Consider the following 21,329-nt stretch of genomic DNA (forward strand, 5'->3'; position numbering starts at 1 on the left):
CTCCATGGGTGTGAAGCACCTTCTGGCGTTGTCCGTTGAGGACGACGATCAGAACCATATACCCCCGGGGGGTATTCCGCACGGAGGGATGCGTTCTCGCCGAGACTTTCCGGACACGGCCCGGGCTTGTCTTCTGGATCAGCCCGGCACGCCCCGGAAGACGTGCCTAGCGCGCCGGGTTCGGGTCCTCGTCGGACAGCGCCAGCGCCGCGCCCACCAGGCCCAGGTGGCTGAACGCCTGCGGGAAGTTCCCCAGCTGCTGCCCCGTCACCGGGTCGTACTCCTCGGCGAGCAGCCCCACGTCGCTGCACAGCCCGACCAGCCGCTCGAACAGCTCGCGCGCCTCCGCCACCCGCCCGGTCAGCCGCAGCGCGTCCACCAGCCAGAACGAGCACACCAGGAAGGTGCCCTCCTCGCCCGGCAGTCCGTCCACCGAGGCGCCGGCCGTCGAGTAGCGGCGCAGCAGGCCGCCGTGCAGGAGTTCCGCCTGGACCGCCTCGACCGTGCCCACCACCCGCGGATCGTCCGGCGGCAGGAAACCCACCCGGGGGATCAGCAGCGTCGCCGCGTCCAGTTCGCGCGAGCCGTACGCCTGCGTGAAGGTGCCCCGCTCCGGGTCGTACGCCTTCGCGCACACCTCCGCGTGGATCTCGTCCCGCATCGCCCGCCAGCGCGTCACGTCGCCGCGCAGCGACGGATCGCCCTCCAGGGTGCGCACCGCCCGGTCGGCCGCCACCCAGGCCATCACCTTGGAGTGCGTGAAGTGCCGGCGCGGCCCGCGGACCTCCCACAGGCCCTCGTCCGGTTCGCGCCAGGTCGACTCCAGGAAGCCGAGCAGGCTCAGCTGGAGGTTCCAGGCGTGCGGCTTGGCCGGGATGCCCGCCTCCCGCGCCCGGTTGAGCGAGTCGAGGACCTCCCCGTACACGTCGATCTGGAGCTGGTCGACGGCCGCGTTGCCGGTACGGACCGGCGCCGAGTCCGCGTAGCCGCGCAACCAGGGCAGCTCCGTCTCGGGCAGCCGCCGCTCGCCGGCCGGCCCGTACATGATCTGCAGGTCGGCCGGGTCGCCGGCCACCGCGCGCAGCAGCCAGTCGCGCCAGGCCCGCGCCTCGTCCACGTACCCGGTGGACAGCAGCGCGCCGAGCGTGAAGGCGGAGTCGCGCAGCCAGCAGGCCCGGTAGTCCCAGTTGCGCACCCCGCCGATCTCCTCCGGCAGCGAGGTGGTGGGCGCGGCGACGATGCCGCCGGTCGGGGCGTAGGTGAGCGCCTTCAGGGTGATGAGGGAGCGGACGACGGCGTCCCGGTGCGGCCCGCGGTACGTGCAGCGGGCGGCCCACTCCCGCCAGTCGGCGAGCGAGTGCTCCAGGGCCTCGAAGGGGTCGACGAGCGTGGGGCGCGGCTCGTGGGAGGGATGCCAGGTGAGGACGAACGCCACCCGCTGCCCGGCGTCGACGGTGAAGGACGAGCAGGTCGAGAACCGCTGCCCCCAGGTCTTCACCGGCGGCTCGCTGCGCAGCCATACGGAGTCTGGGCCGGCGACCGCCACCCGGTGGCCGTCGGCGCGGCGCATCCACGGCACGATCGAGCCATAGTCGAAGCGCAGCCGCAGCACCCCGCTCATCTCGACGCTGCCGCTGACGCCCTCGACGATCCGGACGAGGTCGGGGGCCTGGTCGCGGTGCGGCATGAAGTCGACGACCTTGACGGTGCCGGTACGGGTCTCCCAGAGGGTCTCCAGGACCAGGCTGTCCTCGGCGTAGCGGCGGCTGGTGCAGCTGCCGGCGCCCTGGGGGGCGAGCCGCCAGTGGCCGTTGTCCTCCTCGCCGAGGAGCGCGGCGAAGCACGCGGCGGAGTCGAAGCGGGGCAGACACAGCCAGTCGACCGAACCGTCGCGGCCGACCAGCGCGGCGGTCTGGAGGTCGCCGATGAGGGCGTAGTCGTCGATGCGTCGCGTCACGCTGAGCGCTGTTCCCGAAACCGGCGACGGCCAATCAGCGCCGGCCGGCCGCCCCGCACGGGTCCGGTCCCGGCCCGCGGCGGTCCCGGGCGGGCCCGGCCCTGGTTCTTACGCGACCAGCTCGGCCGCGTCCTCCTCGCGCGCCGCCGCCTCGCGGTCGCGCTTCTCGCGGCGGACGAGGATGAACCAGCCCACCGGCACACCGGCGGAGAACAGCCACCACTGCACGGCGTAGGCCATGTGGGAGCCGATCGAGTCGTGGTCGGGCTCGGCGATCAGCTCGGGGGAGTCGCCGGCCGGTTCGGGCGCGGTCTGCTCGATGTAGCCGCCGAGGACGGTACGGCCGAGCAGCGCGGCCTGCTGGGTGCTGTTGATCAGCATGACCTGGCGGTCGGGCAGGCCCTTGAGGTCCTTGATGCCGCTGGCGCCGGTGGTCTCGTCGGCCATGAGCCGGCCGGTGACGGTGACCTCGCCCTTCGGCGGGGCGGGCACCTTCGGGAAGGAGCGCTGGTCGTCGGCGCCCTGGACCCAGCCGCGGTTGACCATGACGACCTTGCCGTCGGAGAGGACGAGCGGGGTGAGGACGTGGACGCCGACCCGGTCGTCGTTCGAGGTGCGGCGGCGGACGACGACCTCGTGCGCGGTGTCGAAGGTGCCGGTCGCGGCGACCTGGCGCCAGTAGTCGTCGCGCGGGACGGTGTGCCCGGGGGACGTGAGCCGTTCGACCGGCGTCGGGGTCGCCTTGAGGTTGTCCGCGATCAGGGCGTTCTGGGCGACCCGGCTCTGGTGCCGGTGGAACTGCCAGAAGCCCAGCTCGATCATCACGGGGATGAGGACGAGGGCGATGAGGGTGAGGATCACCCACTGCCGGGACAACAGGAAGCGGTACACCCCACGACGGTACATCCGGGGGTCATGGGGTGTGCGCATGGGGGTTCCGCTCGCCGGGTCCGGGGGCGACGGATCGTTTCCTCAGTCGTTTCCCCAGGCGTCTGCTCCACCGGCGTGTCGTCCGTCGCCTCGTCACACCTTGTCGATGATCCCCGACCTCCCCTCGGCGCGGGCGCAGTGACCGCCGCAGTACCAGCTGCCCTGCACCTCGACGCCCTGTCCGATGATCTGGACCCGGCAGTGCTCGCAGATCGGTGCCATGCGGTGGATCGCGCAGGAGAAGCAGTCGAAGACGTGCACCGCGCCCTGCGCGTGCACCTCGAAGGACATGCCGTAGTCGTTTCCGCAGACTTCACAACGTGCCATGCGCCACAGGGTGGAGCGGGGTACGGCGGAAGGCCGGGCGGCGCGCCCGGCCTTCCGTGCCCGTCACTCGTCTGCCGGGGCACGCGAGCCCAGCAAGATCCAAAAGAAAGGCCCTGGCGGGGGAGCCGGGGGCTACGAGGCGTCCGCCGGAGGGACCGCCGGGGCGACGTCCCGGAGGAGCTGGGTGTAGGCGGCCTCGTCGACGATCGGCGTGCCGTAGGACTTCGCCTTGACCGTCTTGGAGGTGGAGGCGTCCGGGTCGTTGGTGACGAGGAGGCTGGTGAGCCGCGACACACTGCTCGCCACGTGCAGCCCGGCCTCGACGGTCCGGTCCTCCAGCAGTTCGCGGTCGATGGAGGTGTCGCCGGAGAACGCCACCCGCATGCCCTGCTTGAGCGGGGCGTCGGAGGAGTACCGGCCGGGGTTCGGGTACGGGCACGCGGGCCGCTTCCGCGAGGGCCGCCAGCTGTTCGCCGCGTACGACGCCTGGTAGCCGACCCGCGGGCGGGCGGGCGCCGAGGCCCACTCGGTCAGCGGCCGGCATTCGAGCAGCGGCAGCCGTACGCCCCGTTCGGCGGCGGTGCGCAGACTCGGCCGGAACGCCTCCGCGAGCACCCGCGCGTCGTCGAGCGCGTTGTGCGCGCGCTGCTGGACGACGCCGTAGTGCGCGGCGAGCGACTCCAGCTTGTGGTTGGGCAGCGGCAGCGCGAGCTCCTTGGAGAGCGCGATCGTGCACAGCCGCTGCCGTACGGGCGCGGTGAGCTCGGCCCGCGCGTACTCCCGGGCGATCATCTGCCAGTCGAACATCGCGTTGTGCGCGACGAGTACCCGCCCGTCGAGGCGCGCCGAGAACTCCTCGGCGATCTCGGGGAACAGCGGCGCGCCCGCCAGAATGTCGCTGGTGAGGCCGTGGATCCACACCGGTCCCGGGTCCCGCTCGGGGTTGACCAGGGTGTACCAGTGGTCCTCCACCTCGCCCTGCGCGTCCACCTGGTAGACGGCAGCCGACACTATCCGGTCGTCGCGGGCGAGGCCGGTGGTCTCCACGTCGACGACCGCGTACCCCTGGGGGTAGGCGGTCGGCCACGTCGCTGCTGTCGTACGGTCGTCGAGCATGGTCATTGAGAATACGGGCCCCGACCGACACTCCGGTCCCCGGTGTCCCGTTCCTGGCCCGAACCAGCCGTTCCGAGTGGCCGAAAAGAGCCGCTTCCGGGCCGTCGGTCCGTCAACGCCGGTGTGAGCACGGTCTCAGGACGCGGGCGCCCGGGCGGCGGGTCGGTCCGGTCCGGGCGGGCCGGCGGGTGCGACCCTCCTGGGATGACCGAAGTCCCCGCACACGACGAAGCGCACGGCGGAGCCCTCGGCTCCCGGCTGAACTGGCTCCGGGCCGCCGTCCTCGGCGCCAACGACGGTGTCGTCTCCACCGCCGGTCTGGTCGTCGGCGTCGCCGGCGCCAGCGAGTCCCGTTCGGCGCTGCTCACCGCCGGCCTCGCCGGGCTGCTCGCCGGGTCGATGTCCATGGCGGCGGGGGAGTACGTCTCCGTCTCCACCCAGCGCGACTCCGAACAGGCCGCCCTCGCCCAGGAACGCCGCGAGCTCCACGAGGACCCCGAGGCCGAACTCGACGAGCTCAGCGCCATGCTGACGGCCCGTGGGCTGAGTCCGGACGTGGCCCGCGAGGCCGCCGTCCAGCTCACCGAGCGGGACGCGCTGCGCGCGCACGCCGCCGTGGAGCTCGGCATCAACCCCGACGAGCTGACCAACCCCTGGCACGCGGCCGGCGCCAGCTTCCTCGCCTTCACCGTCGGCGCCCTGCTGCCGCTCCTCGCGATCGTCCTGCCGCCCACCGAGCACCGGCTGTGGATCACCGTCGTCTCGGTCCTCTGCGCCCTCGCCTTCACCGGCTGGTGGAGCGCCCGCCTCGGCGAGGCCCGGCCCGGTCCCGCGATCCTGCGCAACGTCGCCGGCGGCGCGCTCGCGATGGCGGTGACGTACGCGGCGGGCTCCCTGCTCGGGGCCGTCGGGGTGTAGCCGGGGCGCGGTCGACGGACCCGCGGCGACCCCTCCTTGTCGGAAGTCACCAAAGCTTGCTGACAAACCGTCTCGCATACTTGTTGGTAACAGCGTCTAGCCGTGCCCCGCCGCGCGCCTCTACCGTCGTCGGCATGCCGAACCTGCCCGATGTCGTGCTCTGGTCCATACCGGCGTTCGTCCTGCTCACCGTTCTGGAGGTGGTCAGCTACCGGCTCCATCCCGACGAGGACGCCGCCGGCTACGAGACCAAGGACGCCGCCACCAGCATCGGCATGGGCCTCGGCAGCCTCGTCTTCGACGCCTTGTGGAAGATCCCCGTCGTCGCGCTCTACACCGTCCTGTACGAGCTGACGCCGCTGCGCGTCCCTGTCGTGTGGTGGACCGTCCTGCTCATGCTGCTCGCGCAGGACTTCTGCTACTACTGGCAGCACCGCGGCCACCATGTCGTCCGCATCCTGTGGGCCTGCCACGTCGTGCACCACAGCAGCCGGAAGTTCAACCTCAGCACCGCGCTGCGGCAGCCCTGGACCAGCCTCACCTCGTGGCCGTTCTACCTGCCCATGATCCTGCTCGGGGTGCATCCGGCGGCCGTGGCGTTCTGCTCCTCCGTCAGCCTCGTCTACCAGTTCTGGATCCACACCGAGCGGATCGACCGGCTGCCGCGCCCCCTGGAGTACGTCCTCAACACGCCCTCGCACCACCGCGTCCACCACGCCTCCCAGGGCGGCTACCTGGACCGCAACTTCGGCGGCATCCTCATCGTCTGGGACCGGCTGTTCCGTTCCTTCGTCCCCGAGACGGAGCGACCGGTGTACGGGCTCACCAAGAACATCTCCACCTACAACCCGCTGCGCGTCGCCACCCACGAGTACGCCGCCATCGCCCGCGACCTGAAGGCCGCGCGCGACTGGCGCGAGCGCTCCGGGCGGCTGCTGCGCGGACCGGGCTGGCAGCCGGCCGCCGCGACATCCGCCGGCCCCGCCGTACCGAACAACACCGCCACACACACCGGCTCCGCCGCGCAGAACGGCGGCACCAGCGCACCGGAGGCCGCCGCGTGAACCGTCTGTCCCGCGTCCTGCTCGGCGCGTTCCTGCTCGCCACCGCCGTCGACCTCGTCTCGCTGCTCGCCGGCGCGGACACGGGCCATCTGATCGCCAAGCCGCTGCTGATGCCGCTGCTCGCCGGATACGCCGCGGCCCAGGGCGCGCCCCGGGCCCTGGTCGCCGCGCTGGTGTTCGGCTGGGGCGGCGACGTGTTCCTCATGCTGGACCCCGACTGGGCCTTCCTCGTCGGCATGGCCTGCTTCGCCGCCGGACACGTCAGCTATCTGACGCTGTTCGGCCGGCGCCGGACGAGCCTTCCGCTGGGCGGGCTCTACGCCGTCGCCCTCGCCGGCACCGTCGTCGCGCTCTGGCCCGACCTCCCCGCCGGCCTGCGGATACCGGTCGCCGGCTACTCGCTCCTGCTGACCGCGATGGCCTACCGGGCCAGCTCCCTCGGCGTGACGGCCGGCATCGGCGGCGCGCTCTTCCTGCTGTCCGACACCCTCATCGCCACCGGCGTCGCCGACTGGCCCCGGCTGCCCGGGCACGACTTCTGGGTGATGGCGACCTACATCGCCGCCCAGTCCCTGCTCACCACCGGCGCCCTGCGGGCCACGCGCGCCCCTCGCGCCACGGGTACGGCACCCCGTGCCACCGGGGCGGCCCCGGCCCCCGGAGCCTGACCCGGCCCCGGCCCCGGGGAGCCCCAGGCTCTACAGCCAGACGGGGGCGTCGGCGCCCGCCACGCCCGGCGGGCGCGACCAGTCGGCCGGACCGCCGTCGTACACCACCGGCGGACGCGCGTGCAGCAGCCGCCCGAGCGGGCCGTCCGTCTCCTGGAGGTGCCGCCCCGGCTCGTACCGGGCCAGCCCGTGGGTGAGGAAGTGCCCGGTCTGGGCGAGCGCGAGCCGCACCAGCCGGGTGCCGCCGTCCCGGTCCTGCTCGGTCAGCGCGCGGAGCACGGCGGCGGCCAGCAGGTAGCCGGTGCCGTGGTCCAGGGCCTGCGCCGGAAGTGCTCCCGGCCGCCCGTCGGAGCCCTCCAGGGTCGCGATGCCCGTCGCCACCTGCACCAGGCTGTCGAAGCCGCGCCGCTCGCCCCACGGCCCGTAGTCGCCCCACGCCGACAGCCGCGCCACCACCAGACCGGGCCGGGTCAGGCCGAAGCGGTCGAGGGCACCCGGCCGGTAGCCGGTCACCAGGACGTCGGCCGCGTCGAGGAGTTCCTGGACGGTACGCCGGTCCGACGGACGTTCCAGGTCCAGCGCCGCCGTGCGCTTGCCGACCGCCATGTCGGCGTGCTGGTCCGGGAGTTCGGGGTTGCCCGGCGGGTCGATCCGCAGCACGTCCGCGCCCAGCAGCGCCAGCGTCCGGGTCGCCACCGGGCCCGCGATCACCCGGGTCAGGTCGAGCACCCGCAGCGGGCGGCCGTCCGGCCGGCGGCGCGGGGCCGCCTCGTCGAGCCGTTCCATGGTGAGCAGCGGGCGCGCCGCCACCTCGCGGCCCTGCGGGTGGGCGGCCCACTCGTCCGGGGTGCGCAGGGCGACGGCCAGGCCCCCGGCCCCGTACACCGCGGTCTCGATGTCCACCGCCGTCCGCGCGCCGATCGCCGCCTCGACCGCGGCCACCAGACCGGCGTCGGCGGCTGGGTCCGCGTCGGCCTTCAGCCCGAGAGCGGTGAGCAGCGCGACGCGGTGGTGGGGGTAGTTGGCGTGGGTACGGACCCAGCCGTCGGAGGCCCGCCAGAAACGGGAGAGCGGCGCGAAGACCTCCGGCGCCCGTCCGTCGACCCGTAGTCTCCGCTCGCTGGTGAACGCCGTGGCCACCGCGCCGTCGTCGACCCGTACCGGGCCCGGCAGGCCCGCCCGTTCCACCGCCGCGAGCCCGGCCACCGCGACCGCCGCCCGGGCCAGGTCCATCGCGGGCAGCCGCGCCCCGAGCAGCCCCGAGGGCCCGCCGTACACCACCCGGCCGAGCAGCGCGGGATCCCCGCCGAGGGCCGACCACAGCAACGCCGTACCCGTGCCCGTCTGCGTGCCCGTACCTCTGTCACCCGTGTCCGTGCGCATGTCGGTGTCCATGGGCACCACTATGAACCGCCCATGGCACTCAGTGCCATGGGCGGTTCACGGAGAGGTGGAGCCGGGGCCGCTACTTTCGGACGGCGTCGAGCGCGTCGACGATGCCCGCGCCGTAGAAGCCGTTCTTCTGCTTGCCGCCCTCGCACACGGCGTCGTTCGTGCCGTCGCCGTTGATGTCGTACGGCGCGCACGCCCGCTCGTCCGCCTGCGCGGACAGCAGGGCCTTGAGGGCCGCCGGGCTGGCGTTCGGGTGGGTCGACTTCAGCAGCGCCAGGACGCCCGCCACGTGCGGCGAGGCCATCGAGGTGCCGGCCTTGTAGTTGTAGCCGCCGTTCACGGTGGTCGACAGGATGAGGCCGTTGTTGGCCGGGGCCTGCGGCGGCTGGTACTTGGTGCTGTCGCCGCCCGGGGCCGCGACGTCGATGACGCCCAGGCCGTAGTTCGAGTAGGAGGCCTTCAGGTTCTTGGCGCCGGTCGCGGAGACCGTCACCACGCCCGGCAGCATCGCCGGGTAGTCGAAGCACTCCTTCGGGTCGATGACCCGGTCGCCCGCCGTGGAGTCGTTCGGGCTGCTGTTGTCGAGGATCGAGTCGCCCGCCAGGTCGAAGGCGGAGTTACCCGCCGCCGCGACGTTGACGGCGCCCTTCTTCTCCGCGTACCGGGTCGCGCGGGTGACCGCCTCGATGAGGGCCTTCTGGTCCTCGTCGTTCTTGCAGGCGAACATCCACGGGTCGGTGTAGTAGCTGTTGTTGGTGACGTCGATGCCGTGCTCGGCCGCCCACACGAAGCCGCAGACGACGGCCTCGGTGTAGAAGTAGCCGTCGGGCGTGGACACCTTGATGCCGGCGAGCTTCACGCCCGGCGCGACACCGGTGACGCCGATGCCGTTCTTGGCGGCGCCGATGGTGCCCGCGACGTGGGTGCCGTGGTCGCTTTCGCCCGCCTTCGGACGCCACGAGCCGGGCGTCGTGTCGGGCTTGCCGCCCACGCAGTTGGCGGAGGCGGCGGCGTCGAAGTTCGGCGCCAGGTCCGGATGGGTGTCGTCCACACCGGTGTCGATGATGCCGACCGTCACCCGCTTGCTGCCGAGCGTCTTCTTGTGCGCCTGGTCGGCCTTGATGGCCGGCAGGTCCCACTGGAGGGGCTCGAGCGGGTCCTGGCCGTCGGCCGCGGCCTGCGAGGCGGCCTTGATCTCGGCCGGGGTCAGCGCCTGGCTGCCCTCACCGACCGAGTCGTCGGTCTGCACCGACAGCGGAGCCGTACGGGTGGCGCCGGCCGAGATGACGCCCGGGGCCTTGCGGATGGTCTTCGCGAAGTCCGGGTTCTGCGAGTGGACGACGATGACGCCTATCTGGTCGTACGACTGGACTATGTCGCCGCCGGCCTTGGCTATGGAGGCCCGCACCGCGTCCGCGGTCCAGCGGCCGCCACCGATGTTGACGACATACGACAGCTTCGGGCCGTCGGCGGCCGTGGCGGCCGTCGGCGCGTCGCTCAGTTCCGCGGCCGTGGCGGCGCCGGCGGGCAGGAAGCCGAGCGAAGCGGTGAGCGCGAGTCCGGCGGGCAGAGCGAGGACTCGGGCGCGCCGCGATCCCAGAGGAGCCATGGGTTCTCCAGATCATCGTCGAGCTGCCCGGCCGCTGACGTGCGGACAGGCAGGTGCATGACGAGTGAAGCTAGCGCCGATCTTCATTTGTCTCAATGAGTTGAGAAGACTTCATGAAGATCGGACGGAGAATTTCCCGCCCGGGTGAACCGCCTGGTGTCGGATTCCGTGTCGATGGGCAAGGGAGGAGAGGCGCCCGGCTCCGCTGCCCCCGCCCTCCCAACCTCCCCCGCACCCGTGTCCATTCCTGCCCGCCTTGTCCCGATCCGCGAACCGCCTGCGCGGCCGCGTACCGCGGACCGAGGAGATGAGGAGATCCCGTGGCCCACGACGCCGCCCCGCCGCCCCGCAGCGGCACGGACTTCGCCGCCCCCGCCCAGCCCACGACGGAGCAGTTCGTCGAGGTCCAGAGCAGCCGCGAGTTCGGCGACCTGCGCCGTACCCACCGCTCGTTCGCGTTCCCCCTGACGGTCGCCTTCGTCGCCTGGTACCTGCTCTACGTGCTGCTCTCCAACTACGCGGACGGCTTCATGGGCACCAAGCTCTTCGGCAACATCAACGTGGCCCTCGTCCTCGGTCTCGGTCAGTTCCTGACCACGTTCCTCATCGCCTGGCTCTACTCCCGGCACGCCGCCGGACGCCTCGACCCGCGCGCGGCGACCATCAAGACGCACATGGAGGGCGCCCCGACGCCCCTCGGAGCCCCCCGCACCCCCGGTGACGCCCGTACGGAGGCCGACGCATGACCGCCCCGCTCCTCCTCGCCGCGGCGCCGAACGCGACCACCGAGCACCGCCCGCTGATCATCGGCCTGTTCGGCGCCTTCGTGGTGGCCACCCTGGTCATCACCATCTGGGCCGGCCGCCAGACCCGCAGCGCCGCCGACTTCTACGCCGGCGGCCGCCAGTTCACCGGCTTCCAGAACGGCCTCGCCATCTCCGGCGACTACATGTCCGCCGCGTCGTTCCTCGGCATCGCCGGCGCCATCGCGCTCTTCGGCTACGACGGCTTCCTCTACTCCATCGGGTTCCTCGTCGCCTGGCTGGTCGCGCTGCTCCTGGTGGCCGAACCACTGCGCAACTCCGGCCGGTTCACCATGGGCGACGTCCTCGCCTACCGGATGCGCCAGCGGCCCGTCCGCACCGCCGCCGGCACCTCCACCATCGTCGTCTCGATCTTCTACCTGCTGGCCCAGATGGCCGGTGCCGGCGTGCTCGTCTCGCTGCTCCTCGGCATCACCAGCGACGGCGGCAAGATCGCCATCGTCGCCCTGGTCGGCGTGCTGATGATCGTGTACGTGACCATCGGCGGCATGAAGGGCACCACCTGGGTGCAGATGGTCAAGGCCGTCCTGCTCATCGCGGGCACGCTCCTGATCACCTTCCTCATCCTGATGAAGTTCCACTTCAACGTCTCGGAGCTGCTCGGCGCGGCCGCCACCAACAGCGGCAAGGGCGACGCCTTCCTCCAGCCCGGCCTCAAGTACGGCGCCACGGGCACCTCGAAGCTGGACTTCCTCTCCCTCGGCATCGCGCTCGTCCTCGGCACCGCCGGACTGCCGCACATCCTCATCCGCTTCTACACGGTGCCCACCGCCAAGGCCGCCCGGAAGTCGGTCAACTGGGCCATCGGCATCATCGGCGCGTTCTACCTGATGACGATCGTCCTCGGCTTCGGCGCCGCCGCGCTGCTCAAGAACAGCGACATCATCGCGTCCAACAAGGCGGGCAACACCGCGGCCCCGCTGGCCGCTCTGGAGATCGGCGGCGGCGCCGGTTCGACCGGCGGCTCGATACTGCTGGCCGTCATCTCCGCCGTCGCGTTCGCCACCATCCTCGCCGTCGTCGCCGGCCTCACCCTCGCCTCCTCCTCGTCGTTCGCGCACGACATCTACGCCAACGTCATCCGGCGCGGACAGGCCACCGAGAAGGAGGAGGTACGCGCCGCCCGCTGGGCCACCGTCCTCATCGGCGTCGTCTCCATCGCGCTCGGCGCCCTCGCCCGCGACCTCAACGTCGCCGGCCTCGTCGCCCTCGCCTTCGCGGTGGCCGCCTCCGCCAACCTGCCGACGATCCTCTACAGCCTCTTCTGGAAGCGCTTCACCACCCAGGGCGCGCTCTGGTCGATCTACGGCGGTCTGATCTCCGCGGTCGTCCTCGTGCTCTTCTCGCCGGTCGTCTCCGGCAAGGAGACCTCGATGTTCAAGACCGTGGACTTCTACTGGTTCCCGCTGGAGAACCCCGGCATCGTCTCGATCCCGCTGGGCTTCCTGCTCGGCTGGCTCGGCACCGTCCTGTCCAAGGAGAAGCCGGACCCCGGCAAGTTCGCGGAGCTGGAGGTCAAGTCCCTCACCGGCGTCGGAGCGCACTGACCCGGGCCCGTTCCGCCCGCCGTTCGTTCCCCCGGACCGGCCGCGTCGTGGATGCCACGACGCGGCCGGTCCGCGTCCGGGGCCCCGCGCGCACCGTCCTCCACGCGATCCCCACCTGCCTCCGTGTCCGATGTCCGCGTGGTCACGTAGGCTCGGCACCGAGGCAACCGGAACACGGAACCGGAAGAAGGGGAGGGGGCCCTGTGCTCATCGACACGTACGGCCGCGTCGCCACCGATCTGCGGGTGTCCCTCACCGACCGGTGCAACCTGCGCTGCACGTACTGCATGCCGGAAGAGGGCCTGAGCTGGCTGGCCAAGCCCGACCTGCTCACCGACGACGAGATCGTCCGCCTCGTCCGGATCGCCGTCACCGACCTCGGCGTCACCGAGGTCCGCTTCACCGGCGGCGAGCCGCTGCTGCGCCCCGGCCTCACCGGCATCGTCGCGCGCTGCGCCGAGCTCGAACCGCGCCCCCAGCTGTCCCTCACCACCAACGGCATCGGCCTCGCGCGCACCGCCGCCGCGCTCCGGGACGCCGGCCTCGACCGGGTCAACGTCTCCCTGGACACCCTGCGCCCCGAGGTCTTCAAGACCCTCACCCGCCGCGACCGCCACCAGGACGTGCTCGACGGCATGGCCGCCGCCCGCGCCGCCGGCCTCACCCCGGTCAAGGTCAACAGCGTGCTCATGCCCGGACTCAACCAGGACGAGGCCCCCGACCTGCTGGCCTGGGCGATCGAACAGGACTACGAGCTCCGCTTCATCGAGCAGATGCCGCTCGACGCCCAGCACGGCTGGAAGCGCGACGGCATGATCACCGCCGACGACATCCTGGCCTCGCTGCGCACCCGCTTCGCGCTGACCCCCGAGACGGCCGGCGAGCGCGGCTCCGCGCCCGCCGAGCGCTGGGCCGTCGACGGCGGCCCGCACACGGTCGGCGTCATCGGCTCCGTCACCCGGCCCTTCTGCCGGGCCTGCGACCGCACCCGGCTCACCGCCGACGGGCAGGTGCGCACCTGTCTGTTCGCCACCGAGGAGACCGACCTGCGGGCGGCGCTGCGCGGGACGGCCTCCGACGCGGAGATCGCGGAGATCTGGCGCAAGGCGATGTGGGGCAAGAAGGCCGGCTCCGGCCTCGACGACCCGGACTTCCTGCAGCCCGAGCGCCCGATGTCGGCGATCGGCGGCTGACGCCCGGGCACGGCAGGACGGTCAGGCAGGCCCGTCAGGTCAGGCCGAGGGGCCGGCGGGGCCGTCGTCGGTATCCCCGTCGGCCGGTCGGTTCGCGGCCTGCTCCGCCTCCCACGCGGCGAGCGTGACGACGTCCTTGAGGAAGCCTCGTACGCCCAGGAACTGGGAGAGATGCTCGCGGTGCTCCTCGCACGCGAGCCACGTCTTGCGCCGCTCCGGCGTGTGGAGTTTGGGGTTGTTCCAGGCCAGCACCCACACGGCGGCCGCCCGGCAGCCCTTGGCGGAACAGATCGGATTGTCTTCGCTCACGGGACCATGGATCACGTGATCATTGTCCACAAAAGGCGATGCCGAGCAGCCACGGGGGGAGCTGCCCGGCATCGGTCCGTCGCTCCGACGGGGGATGCGGAGCGCGTAGGCAGTATGTCACGGGGAATGGGGTGCGGTGCACCGGAACTTCATGATTGCTCTGGGCAATCCCGGGCAGTTTTCCGGCCCTTGGCCTCACGCTGCGTGATCGTCGCGGCGGTGCGCGTCTTCCGCTCCGTCTTCCGCTCCGGCTTCCGCTCCGTCGTCGGGGCGGCCTTCGGTCCGGGCCTCCGTCGGGGCCTCCGTCCGGGCCTTCGTCCGGTCTTCCGTTCCGGCCTCGGACGCGGGGTCCAGGGCGGGCCGTATCGGGGTGACGCCGAAGGTGGAGGGGAGGGACGGCGTGGTCTCGCGGCCGGCGTTGGCGATGACGACGGCGACGTACGGGAGGAGGGCGCCGAGCACCAAGGCCACGATCGCCACGGGCCGTTCCACGTTCCACAGCGTGGTGGCGGCGATGACGGCGACGGTGCGGATCAGCATCGAGACGACGTACCGGCGCTGCCGGCCCCGGACGTCCTCGGTGAGCCCCTGACGGGCGCCGGTGATCCGGAAGACCTCGCTCCCGCCATGCTTCCGCATCACATTCCACCACCACGGCTCATGCCGGACTCTCCCCGGCCCGGTCTTCTTCCACGGTACGCCCGCGGGTCCGGTCCCACGAGACCGGGGCGTCCACCGGGGCGTCCACCGGAGCGGCGAGCCGTACGGTGCCGGGGCGGGCGGCCGCACCGGCGGCCCCGCGCGGGGCCCGGACGCGGATGGCGCCGCCCGGAATGCGCCGTGTGGACGACGGGCCGAGACTGGGCACACACGCGTGCGAGGAGGCGACGATGGGCTGGTTGTGGGCGATCATTGTGGGCTTGGTCCTGGGCCTGATCGCGAAGGCGATCCTCCCCGGGAAGCAGCAGATCCCGCTGTGGCTGACGGTGGTGTTCGGCATGCTCGGCAGCGTGCTCGGCAACGCGGTGGCGACCTGGATCGGTGTCAACGAGACCAAGGGCATCGACTGGATCCGTCATCTGCTCCAGCTGATCGGCGCCGTCGTGATCGTGGGCCTGGGCGACATGCTGTGGGTCTCGCTCAAGGGCAACAAACAGCGGACCTGACGGTACGGACGGGGCCCGCGGGCGCCCGTACCCGACGGCCGTACGACGAAGAGGGCCCGGGACGGCGACGGACATCCGCCGCCCTCCCGGGCCCTTCGCGCGCTGACGGGCTCAGCCCTGCGGCGCGTACTCGATCGCCGCGAGGTTCTTCTTGCCCCGGCGCAGCACCAGCCAGCGGCCGTGCAGCAGCTCGTCCGCCGACACCTCGGCGTCCTCGGCGGTCACCTTGACGTTGTTCACGTAGGCGCCGCCCTCCTTCACCGTGCGGCGGGCGGCCGACTTGCTGGCCACCAGACCGACCTCGGCGAACAGGTCCACGACCGCGCCCAGCTCCGTCACGCGCGCGTGCGGCAGCTCGGACAGGGCCGCGGCCAGGGTCGGCTCGTCGAGGGCGGACAGCTCGCCCTGACCGAACAGCGCCTTGGACGCGTCGATGACGGCCTGGCACTGCTCGGCGCCGTGCACCAGGGTGGTCAGCTCCTCCGCCAGCGCCCGCTGGGCGGCCCGGGCCTGCGGCCGCTCGGCGGTGAGTGCCTCCAGCTCCTCAAGCTCCTCCCGGGACTTGAAGGACAGGATGCGCATGTACGTGGAGATGTCACGGTCGTCCACGTTCAGCCAGAACTGGTAGAACGCGTACGGCGTGGTCATCTCCGGGTCCAGCCAGACGGCGCCGCCCTCGGTCTTGCCGAACTTGGTGCCGTCGGCCTTCACCATCAGCGGCGTCGCGAGCGCGTGGACCTCGGCGCCCGGCTCCAGGCGGTGGATCAGGTCGAGGCCGGCCACCAGGTTGCCCCACTGGTCGGAGCCGCCCTGCTGGAGCGTGCAGCCGTGGCGCCGGTACAGCTCCAGGAAGTCCATGCCCTGCAGCAGCTGGTAGCTGAACTCGGTGTAGCTGATGCCCTGCTCGGACTCCAGGCGGCGGGCCACGGAGTCCTTGGTCAGCATCTTGTTGACCCGGAAGTGCTTGCCGATGTCACGCAGGAACTCGATCGCCGACAGGCCGGCGGTCCAGTCCAGGTTGTTCACCATGACCGCCGCGTTCTCGCCCTCGAAGGACAGGAACGGCTCGATCTGCGACCGCAGCCGGCTCACCCAGGCGGCGACCGTCTCGGGGTCGTTCAGGGTGCGCTCGGCCGTCGGCCGCGGGTCGCCGATCTGTCCGGTGGCCCCGCCGACCAGCGCCAGCGGCCGGTGCCCGGCCTGCTGGAGCCGGCGGACGGTGAGCACCTGGACCAGGTGGCCGACGTGGAGACTGGCCGCGGTCGGGTCGAAACCGCAATAGAACGTGACGGGACCGTCCGCGAGCGCCTTGCGCAGGGCCTCTTCGTCGGTGGACTGGGCGAAGAGCCCACGCCACTTCAGCTCGTCGACGATGTCGGTCACGTCGTCCGTCTCCTCGATTGCAGGGGGGATGTGACTGTCCAGTCTAGGGCGTGTTCCGAAAGGAGCTCCGCCCGCCCGGGGCGGGTCAGGAGGGACTTTCGAAACACGCCCGGGGTGGTCAGACGCCCTTGCTGACCGAACTCATGTTGAAGTCCGGCACCCGCAGGGCCGGCATCGCGGCCCGGGTGAACCAGTCGCTCCACTCGCGCGGCAGCGTCTGCTCGGTCCGGCCCGCCTCGGTGGCCCGCGACAGCAGGTCGACCGGTGACTCGTTGAACCGGAAGTTGTTCACCTCGCCGACCACCTCGCCGTTCTCCACCAGGTAGACGCCGTCCCGGGTGAGACCGGTGAGCAGCAGCGTCGCCGGGTCGACCTCGCGGATGTACCAGAGGCAGGTGAGCAGCAGCCCGCGCTCGGTGGAGGCCACCATCTCCTCCAGCGACTTCTCCCCGCCGCCGTCCAGGATCAGGTTCCCGGCCCCCGGCGCCATGGGCAGTCCGGTGAGCCCCGCGGTGTGCCGGGTGGTGATCAGATGGGCCAGCTTGCCGTCCCGGACCCAGTCGACCGGGGAGACCGGCAGACCGTTGTCGAAGACGGACGAGTCGTCGCCCGAGGCGTGCGCGATCACGAACGGCGCCGACTCCAGGCCCGGCGCGCCCGGGTCGCTGCGCAGGGTCAGCGGCAGCGGCGACAGGGTCTCGCCGACGCGGGTCCCGCCGCCGGGCCGGGAGAAGACCGTACGGCCCTCCGCCGCGTCCCGGGCCGCCGAGGACCACAGCTGGTAGATCAGCAGGTCGGCCACGGCGGTCGGCGGCAGCAGCGTCTCGTACCGGCCGGCCGGCAGCTCGATCCGCCGCTCGGCCCAGCCGAGCCGGGTGGCGAGCTCGGCGTCCAGCGCGGCCGGGTCGACGTCCGTGAAGTCCCGGGTCGCGCGCCCGGCCCACGCGGAACGGGTCCGGTCGGGCGACTTGGCGTTGATCTCCAGGGTGCCCTTGGGCTGGTCGTGCCGCAGCCGCAGCCCGGTCGAGGTGCCCAGGTAGGTGGAGGTCATCTCGTGGTACGCGAAGCCGTACAGCTCCCGGTCGCCCGCCCGGGCCCGGGCGAACGCCTCGCCGAGCGCGGGCGCGAAGGCGTCGAAGACCGCGGAGGAGGTCTCGGCCGGCGCGTCCGTGAAGCCGGCGGACACCGGTACGCCCTCGACCAGCGGCTGGGCGTCCTCGGCGGGCCCGGCCGCGCGCGCGGCCTCCTCGGCGGCCCGGACCAGCGGCTCCAGGTCGTCGGCGGTGACCGCCGAGCGGGAGACCACGCCGGAGGCGGTGCCCTGCGCGCCGTCGACGGTCGCGATGACGGTGAGCTCGCGGCCCCGGGTGACCCCGTTGGTGGTCAGCGCGTTGCCGGCCCAGCGCAGATTCGCGGAGGACTGCTCGTCGGCGATGACCACGCAACCGTCGGCGCGCGACAGCTCCAGGGCGCGCTCGACGATCTCGTACGGCTTGCTGTCGCGGCTCATCGACCGGCCTCCTGCGTCGTGTTGAGACTGTGCTTGCCCGGGGGACGACCCCCGGACCCCCGGCGGAGATCGTGGCGCGCGCTCATCGACCGGCCTCCTGCGTCGTGTTGAGGATGTTCACGCCCCGGAACAGGGCGGACGGGCAGCCGTGCGAGACCGCCGCGACCTGGCCCGGCTGGGCCTTGCCGCAGTTGAACGCGCCGCCGAGGACGTACGTCTGCGGGCCGCCGACCTGCTCCATCGAGCCCCAGAAGTCGGTGGTCGTCGCCTGGTACGCGACGTCCCGCAGCTGTCCGGCGAGCCGGCCGTTCTCGATGCGGAAGAAGCGCTGGCCGGTGAACTGGAAGTTGTAGCGCTGCATGTCGATCGACCAGGAACGGTCGCCGACCACGTAGATGCCCCGCTCGACCCCGCCGATCAGGTCCTCCGTGGACAGCCCGCCCGGGTCCGGCTGGAGCGAGACGTTCGCCATCCGCTGCACCGGCACGTGCGCCGGGGAGTCGGCGAAGGCGCAGCCGTTGGAGCGGCCGAGGCCGGTCAGCCGGGCGATCCGGCGGTCCATCTGGTAGCCGACGAGCGTGCCGTCCTTCACCAGGTCCCAGCTCTGCCCTTCGACGCCCTCGTCGTCGTAGCCGATGGTGGCGAGCCCGTGCTCGGCGGTCCGGTCACCGGTCACGTTCATCACGGACGAGCCGTACGCCAGCTTGCCCAGCTGGTCGAAGGTCGCGAACGAGGTGCCCGCGTACGCCGCCTCGTAGCCGAGCGCGCGGTCCAGCTCGGTGGCGTGACCGATCGACTCGTGGATGGTCAGCCACAGGTTGGACGGGTCGACGACCAGGTCGTAGCGGCCGGCGTCGACGCTCGGCGCGCGCATCTTCTCGGCGAGCAGCGCCGGGATCTCGTCCAGCTCCTTGTCCCAGTCCCAGCCGGTGCCGGTCAGGTACTCCCAGCCCCGGCCGACCGGCGGCGCCAGCGTCCGCATCGAGTCGAACTCGCCGGTGGTGCCGTCCACGGCGACCGCCGTCAGCTGCGGGTGCAGCCGGACCCGCTGCTGGGTGGTGACGGTGCCGGCGGTGTCCGCGTAGAACTTGTTCTCGAAGACGGTCAGCAGGGACGCGTCCACGTGCGCCACGCCGTCGGCGCGCAGCAGCCGCGCGCTCCAGTCGGCGAGCAGCCCGCTCTTCTCCTCGGCGGAGACGCCGAAGGGGTCGATCTCGTACGAGGAGACCCACACCTTCTCCTCGTGCACCGGCTCGTCGGCGAGCTCCACCTTCTCGCCGGAGCCGGCCGCGGCGATCACCTTCGCGGACAGCTTCGCCATGGCCACCGCCTGCGAGGCGACCCGCGCGGCGCCGTCCATGGTCAGATCGACCCCGGACGCGAAGCCCCAGGCCCCGCCGTGCACCACGCGGACCGCGTAGCCGAGGTCCGTGGTGTCCGAGGAGCCCGACGGTTTGGCGTCGCGCAGCCGCCACGCGGCGCTGCGCACCCGCTCCAGGCGGAAGTCGGCGTGCTCGGCGCCGAGCGCCCGGGCCCGGGCGAGGGCGGCGTCGGCGAGCGCCCGCAACGGAAGCTGGGTGAAGGCTTCATCGAGGGAATGGGTCCCAGATTGCACAGTTGTCTCCTGTCGTGTGCGACCGGTCGCCCTGATCATGTCGCTCTTTGGGCCGCGTTGCCCAGACGTTTCTGTAGGGACCCGACAGCGACGTCCGGGTGCCACTGTCACGGCCCGATTCCTCGTATCCCGGAACGGACCGATAGGTTTCGGCATACCAGACCGCTATTGAAAGGGTGATCCGTTGAGCCGCTCGGTTCTCGTCACCGGAGGAAACCGGGGCATCGGCCTCGCCATCGCCCGCGCGTTCGCCGACGCCGGTGACAAGGTCGCCATCACGTACCGCTCGGGTGACCCGGTGGAGCTCGAGAAGGCCGGGTTCCTGGCCGTCAAGTGCGACATCACCGACACCGAGCAGGTGGATCAGGCCTACAAGGAGATCGAGGAGAAGCACGGTCCGGTCGAGGTGCTCGTGGCCAACGCGGGCGTGACCAAGGACCAGCTCCTCATGCGGATGTCCGAGGAGGACTTCGCGTCCGTCCTCGACACCAACCTCACCGGCACCTTCCGGGTCGTGAAGCGCGCCAACCGCGCCATGCTGCGGGCCCGCAAGGGCCGGGTCGTGCTGATCTCCTCGGTCGTCGGTCTGCTCGGCTCGGCGGGCCAGGCGAACTACGCCGCCTCGAAGGCCGGACTGGTCGGATTCGCGCGGTCGCTGGCCCGGGAGCTGGGCTCGCGCAACATCACCTTCAACGTCGTCGCGCCCGGTTTCGTCGACACGGACATGACCAAGGTGCTCACGGACGAGCAGCGCGCCGGGATCGTCTCCCAGGTGCCGCTCGGCCGCTACGCGCAGCCGGAGGAGATCGCCGCCGCGGTGCGGTTCCTCGCCTCCGACGACGCTTCGTACATCACTGGAGCCGTCATCCCGGTTGACGGCGGATTGGGCATGGGTCACTGATCACATGAGCGGAATTCTCGAGGGCAAGCGCATCCTGATCACCGGTGTGCTGATGGAGTCCTCCATCGCCTTCCACGCCGCGAAGCTGGCCCAGGAGCAGGGCGCGGAGATCATCCTCACCGCCTGGCCCCGGCCGACGCTTACCGAGCGCATCGCCAAGAAGCTGCCCCGCCCCGAGGCCGTCAAGGTCCTGGAGCTGGACGTCTCGAACGACGAGCACCTCGCCCGCCTGGAGGGCCAGGTGCGCGAGCACCTGGGCGACCGGCTGGACGGCGTCGTGCACTCCATCGGCTTCGCCCCGCAGGACGCGCTCGGCGGCAACTTCCTGAACACGCCGTTCGAGTCGGTCGCCACCGCCATGCACGTCTCGGCCTTCTCCCTGAAGTCCCTGACGATGGCGCTGCTGCCGCTGATGAGCGAGGGCGGCTCGGTCGTCGGCCTCACCTTCGACGCGCAGTTCGCCTGGCCGCAGTACGACTGGATGGGCCCGACCAAGGCCGCCCTGGAGGCCACCAGCCGCTACATGGCGCGTGACCTCGGCAAGCGGGACATCCGCTGCAACCTGGTCTCGGCGGGCCCGCTCGGCTCCATGGCCGCGAAGTCCATCCCGGGCTTCTCCGACCTGGCGAGCGTCTGGGACAGCCGTTCCCCGCTGACCTGGGACCTGTCCGACCCGGAGCCGGCCGGCCGCGCCATCGTCGCGCTGCTGTCCGACTGGTTCCCGAAGACGACGGGCGAGATCGTCCACGTGGACGGCGGTCTGCACGCCATCGGCGCCTGACCTTCGTCAGCGCCTGTGAGGGGCCGGGGGACCAGCGCGCCGACCCACACCCCAGGTGAAGACGGGCAGGTCGTCCTCGTACACGCCGAACTTGGGCGAGCCGGGGTCGGTGGGGTGGC

General features: G+C 71.9%; 20 protein-coding genes. 9 read left to right on the plus strand and 11 right to left on the minus strand.

Features of this window, described 5'->3' with window-relative positions; all coding sequences use genetic code 11:
- Window positions 1-166 precede the first annotated feature (166 nt).
- The 4 genes from ABZ693_RS31205 to ABZ693_RS31220 all read right to left on the minus strand — a co-directional run bounded on the left by ABZ693_RS31205 (window position 167) and on the right by ABZ693_RS31220 (window position 4,336).
- A complete protein-coding gene (locus ABZ693_RS31205; protein ID WP_359884292.1) occupies window positions 167-1,957 on the minus strand; it encodes a glycoside hydrolase family 15 protein in 1,791 nt (596 codons plus the stop codon).
- Window positions 1,958-2,065: 108 nt separating this feature from the next.
- On the minus strand, window positions 2,066-2,848 hold the full coding sequence (locus tag ABZ693_RS31210; RefSeq protein ID WP_359884341.1) for an SURF1 family cytochrome oxidase biogenesis protein: 783 nt from the start codon (window positions 2,846-2,848) through the stop codon (window positions 2,066-2,068).
- A 132-nt stretch (window positions 2,849-2,980) separates the two neighbouring features.
- A complete protein-coding gene (locus ABZ693_RS31215; protein ID WP_359884294.1) occupies window positions 2,981-3,214 on the minus strand; it encodes a metallothionein in 234 nt (77 codons plus the stop codon).
- 132 nt (window positions 3,215-3,346) lie between these two features.
- Entirely contained in the window at window positions 3,347-4,336 is a 990-nt protein-coding gene (locus ABZ693_RS31220; protein ID WP_359884296.1) for a DEDDh family exonuclease, read from the minus strand.
- 198 nt (window positions 4,337-4,534) lie between these two features.
- Here ABZ693_RS31220 and ABZ693_RS31225 point away from each other — a divergent pair, with 198 nt between their 5' ends.
- From ABZ693_RS31225 to ABZ693_RS31235, 3 genes are all read left to right on the plus strand, one after another.
- Complete coding sequence (locus ABZ693_RS31225) at window positions 4,535-5,248, plus strand: VIT1/CCC1 transporter family protein (RefSeq protein WP_359884299.1); 714 nt, start codon at window positions 4,535-4,537, stop codon at window positions 5,246-5,248.
- A 134-nt stretch (window positions 5,249-5,382) separates the two neighbouring features.
- Window positions 5,383-6,312 (plus strand): sterol desaturase family protein, encoded by a 930-nt coding sequence (locus ABZ693_RS31230; RefSeq protein ID WP_359884302.1) that lies wholly within the window; start codon window positions 5,383-5,385, stop codon window positions 6,310-6,312.
- On the plus strand, window positions 6,309-6,980 hold the full coding sequence (locus ABZ693_RS31235) for a lysoplasmalogenase (RefSeq protein ID WP_359884304.1): 672 nt from the start codon (window positions 6,309-6,311) through the stop codon (window positions 6,978-6,980). Before ABZ693_RS31230 ends, ABZ693_RS31235 begins: the two co-directional genes overlap by 4 nt.
- A gap of 30 nt (window positions 6,981-7,010) precedes the next feature.
- Here the strand turns inward: ABZ693_RS31235 and ABZ693_RS31240 are convergent, their stop codons facing one another.
- Together ABZ693_RS31240 and ABZ693_RS31245 are read right to left on the minus strand one after the other, a co-directional pair.
- Window positions 7,011-8,375, minus strand: a complete 1,365-nt coding sequence (locus ABZ693_RS31240; protein WP_359884306.1) for a CoA transferase — start codon at window positions 8,373-8,375, stop codon at window positions 7,011-7,013.
- A 70-nt stretch (window positions 8,376-8,445) separates the two neighbouring features.
- Complete coding sequence (locus tag ABZ693_RS31245) at window positions 8,446-9,981, minus strand: S8 family peptidase (RefSeq protein WP_359884308.1); 1,536 nt, start codon at window positions 9,979-9,981, stop codon at window positions 8,446-8,448.
- A 320-nt stretch (window positions 9,982-10,301) separates the two neighbouring features.
- Here ABZ693_RS31245 and ABZ693_RS31250 point away from each other — a divergent pair, with 320 nt between their 5' ends.
- The 3 genes from ABZ693_RS31250 to moaA all read left to right on the plus strand — a co-directional run bounded on the left by ABZ693_RS31250 (window position 10,302) and on the right by moaA (window position 13,545).
- Window positions 10,302-10,727, plus strand: coding sequence for a DUF485 domain-containing protein (locus ABZ693_RS31250; RefSeq protein ID WP_359884310.1), 426 nt, complete (start codon window positions 10,302-10,304; stop codon window positions 10,725-10,727).
- Window positions 10,724-12,352: a monocarboxylic acid transporter gene (locus tag ABZ693_RS31255; protein WP_359884312.1), complete on the plus strand. Its 1,629-nt coding sequence runs from the start codon at window positions 10,724-10,726 to the stop codon at window positions 12,350-12,352. The genes ABZ693_RS31250 and ABZ693_RS31255 overlap by 4 nt, the downstream gene beginning before the upstream one ends.
- 203 nt (window positions 12,353-12,555) lie before the next feature.
- On the plus strand, window positions 12,556-13,545 hold the full coding sequence (moaA, locus tag ABZ693_RS31260; RefSeq protein WP_359884315.1) for a GTP 3',8-cyclase MoaA: 990 nt from the start codon (window positions 12,556-12,558) through the stop codon (window positions 13,543-13,545).
- A 39-nt stretch (window positions 13,546-13,584) separates the two neighbouring features.
- Here the strand turns inward: moaA and ABZ693_RS31265 are convergent, their stop codons facing one another.
- Together ABZ693_RS31265 and ABZ693_RS31270 are read right to left on the minus strand one after the other, a co-directional pair.
- On the minus strand, window positions 13,585-13,854 hold the full coding sequence (locus ABZ693_RS31265; protein WP_435842597.1) for a hypothetical protein: 270 nt from the start codon (window positions 13,852-13,854) through the stop codon (window positions 13,585-13,587).
- 195 nt (window positions 13,855-14,049) lie between these two features.
- Window positions 14,050-14,493: a DUF3099 domain-containing protein gene (locus ABZ693_RS31270; protein WP_359884320.1), complete on the minus strand. Its 444-nt coding sequence runs from the start codon at window positions 14,491-14,493 to the stop codon at window positions 14,050-14,052.
- A gap of 251 nt (window positions 14,494-14,744) precedes the next feature.
- Between ABZ693_RS31270 and ABZ693_RS31275 the strand changes: the two genes are divergently transcribed.
- The gene (locus ABZ693_RS31275) at window positions 14,745-15,020 is read left to right on the plus strand and encodes a GlsB/YeaQ/YmgE family stress response membrane protein (protein WP_359884322.1); all 276 of its coding nucleotides are present in this window, start codon (window positions 14,745-14,747) and stop codon (window positions 15,018-15,020) included.
- Window positions 15,021-15,131: 111 nt separating this feature from the next.
- Here ABZ693_RS31275 and tyrS read toward each other — a convergent pair whose 3' ends face one another.
- From tyrS to ABZ693_RS31290, 3 genes are all read right to left on the minus strand, one after another.
- Window positions 15,132-16,403: a tyrosine--tRNA ligase gene (tyrS, locus tag ABZ693_RS31280; RefSeq protein WP_359884325.1), complete on the minus strand. Its 1,272-nt coding sequence runs from the start codon at window positions 16,401-16,403 to the stop codon at window positions 15,132-15,134.
- Window positions 16,404-16,521: 118 nt separating this feature from the next.
- Window positions 16,522-17,913 (minus strand): metallopeptidase TldD-related protein, encoded by a 1,392-nt coding sequence (locus ABZ693_RS31285; RefSeq protein WP_359884328.1) that lies wholly within the window; start codon window positions 17,911-17,913, stop codon window positions 16,522-16,524.
- An 82-nt stretch (window positions 17,914-17,995) separates the two neighbouring features.
- Window positions 17,996-19,528 carry a TldD/PmbA family protein gene (locus ABZ693_RS31290; RefSeq protein ID WP_359884331.1) on the minus strand — a complete coding sequence of 511 codons (1,533 nt, stop codon included), beginning with the start codon at window positions 19,526-19,528 and terminating at the stop codon, window positions 17,996-17,998.
- Window positions 19,529-19,712: 184 nt separating this feature from the next.
- On the opposite strand from ABZ693_RS31290, the gene fabG reads away from it, so the two are divergent.
- Together fabG and fabI are read left to right on the plus strand one after the other, a co-directional pair.
- Entirely contained in the window at window positions 19,713-20,429 is a 717-nt protein-coding gene (gene fabG / locus ABZ693_RS31295; protein ID WP_359884332.1) for a 3-oxoacyl-[acyl-carrier-protein] reductase, read from the plus strand.
- A gap of 4 nt (window positions 20,430-20,433) precedes the next feature.
- Window positions 20,434-21,210: an enoyl-ACP reductase FabI gene (fabI, locus tag ABZ693_RS31300; RefSeq protein ID WP_359884335.1), complete on the plus strand. Its 777-nt coding sequence runs from the start codon at window positions 20,434-20,436 to the stop codon at window positions 21,208-21,210.
- Window positions 21,211-21,329 lie beyond the last annotated feature (119 nt).

It is taken from the genome of Streptomyces laurentii (assembly GCF_040635425.1).
GTDB lineage: Bacteria > Actinomycetota > Actinomycetes > Streptomycetales > Streptomycetaceae > Streptomyces > Streptomyces laurentii.

Excerpts from the sequence above, each read along its gene's own strand:
- ABZ693_RS31230 (WP_359884302.1), top strand. The coding sequence starts at position 5,383 with ATGCCGAACCTGCCCGATGTCGTGCTCTGGTCCATACCGGCGTTCGTC.
- ABZ693_RS31240 (WP_359884306.1), bottom strand. The coding sequence starts at position 8,375 with ATGGACACCGACATGCGCACGGACACGGGTGACAGAGGTACGGGCACG.
- ABZ693_RS31215 (WP_359884294.1), bottom strand. The coding sequence starts at position 3,214 with ATGGCACGTTGTGAAGTCTGCGGAAACGACTACGGCATGTCCTTCGAG.
- ABZ693_RS31220 (WP_359884296.1), bottom strand. The coding sequence starts at position 4,336 with ATGACCATGCTCGACGACCGTACGACAGCAGCGACGTGGCCGACCGCC.
- ABZ693_RS31270 (WP_359884320.1), bottom strand. The coding sequence starts at position 14,493 with ATGCGGAAGCATGGCGGGAGCGAGGTCTTCCGGATCACCGGCGCCCGT.
- ABZ693_RS31225 (WP_359884299.1), top strand. The coding sequence starts at position 4,535 with ATGACCGAAGTCCCCGCACACGACGAAGCGCACGGCGGAGCCCTCGGC.
- ABZ693_RS31285 (WP_359884328.1), bottom strand. The coding sequence starts at position 17,913 with ATGAGCCGCGACAGCAAGCCGTACGAGATCGTCGAGCGCGCCCTGGAG.
- fabI (WP_359884335.1), top strand. The coding sequence starts at position 20,434 with ATGAGCGGAATTCTCGAGGGCAAGCGCATCCTGATCACCGGTGTGCTG.
- ABZ693_RS31275 (WP_359884322.1), top strand. The coding sequence starts at position 14,745 with ATGGGCTGGTTGTGGGCGATCATTGTGGGCTTGGTCCTGGGCCTGATC.
- ABZ693_RS31245 (WP_359884308.1), bottom strand. The coding sequence starts at position 9,981 with ATGGCTCCTCTGGGATCGCGGCGCGCCCGAGTCCTCGCTCTGCCCGCC.
- ABZ693_RS31255 (WP_359884312.1), top strand. The coding sequence starts at position 10,724 with ATGACCGCCCCGCTCCTCCTCGCCGCGGCGCCGAACGCGACCACCGAG.